This is a genomic window from Bacillus cereus group sp. BfR-BA-01356 (genome assembly GCF_022663635.1).
Lineage (GTDB): Bacteria > Bacillota > Bacilli > Bacillales > Bacillaceae_G > Bacillus_A > Bacillus_A cereus.
On sequence record NZ_JAKUFX010000299.1, the window covers coordinates 1 to 388 of the forward strand.

Here is a 388-nt window from a genome sequence, read left to right on the forward strand (position 1 = left end):
GAAGCATGGTGACATGTGGAGCTGACGAATACTAATAGATCGAGGACTTAACCATATAATATGAAGCAATGTTATCTAGTTTTGAAAGAATATAAAAAACTTGTTGACTTTAAAAGTTAAATGAGTTACAATGATTCTTGTCTTAAATGAATACAGTCTGGTAATGATGGCAGAGAGGCCACACCCGTTCCCATACCGAACACGGAAGTTAAGCTCTCTAGCGCCGATGGTAGTTGGGACCTTGTCCCTGTGAGAGTAGGACGTTGCCAGGCAATCCGGAGGATTAGCTCAGCTGGGAGAGCACCTGCCTTACAAGCAGGGGGTCGGCGGTTCGATCCCGTCATCCTCCACCATTTAGCCGACTTAGCTCAATTGGTAGAGCAACTGA

1 tRNA gene and 1 rRNA gene are annotated in these 388 nt (G+C 45.4%); both read left to right on the top strand.

Annotation, left to right across the window (positions count from 1 at the left end):
* Nucleotides 1-156: 156 nt before the first annotated feature.
* Nucleotides 157-272: ribosomal RNA gene (gene rrf, locus MR168_RS33140) — 5S ribosomal RNA — on the top strand.
* A 5-nt stretch (nucleotides 273-277) separates the two neighbouring features.
* Nucleotides 278-353, top strand: a tRNA-Val gene (locus MR168_RS33145).
* Nucleotides 354-388: the final 35 nt, after the last annotated feature.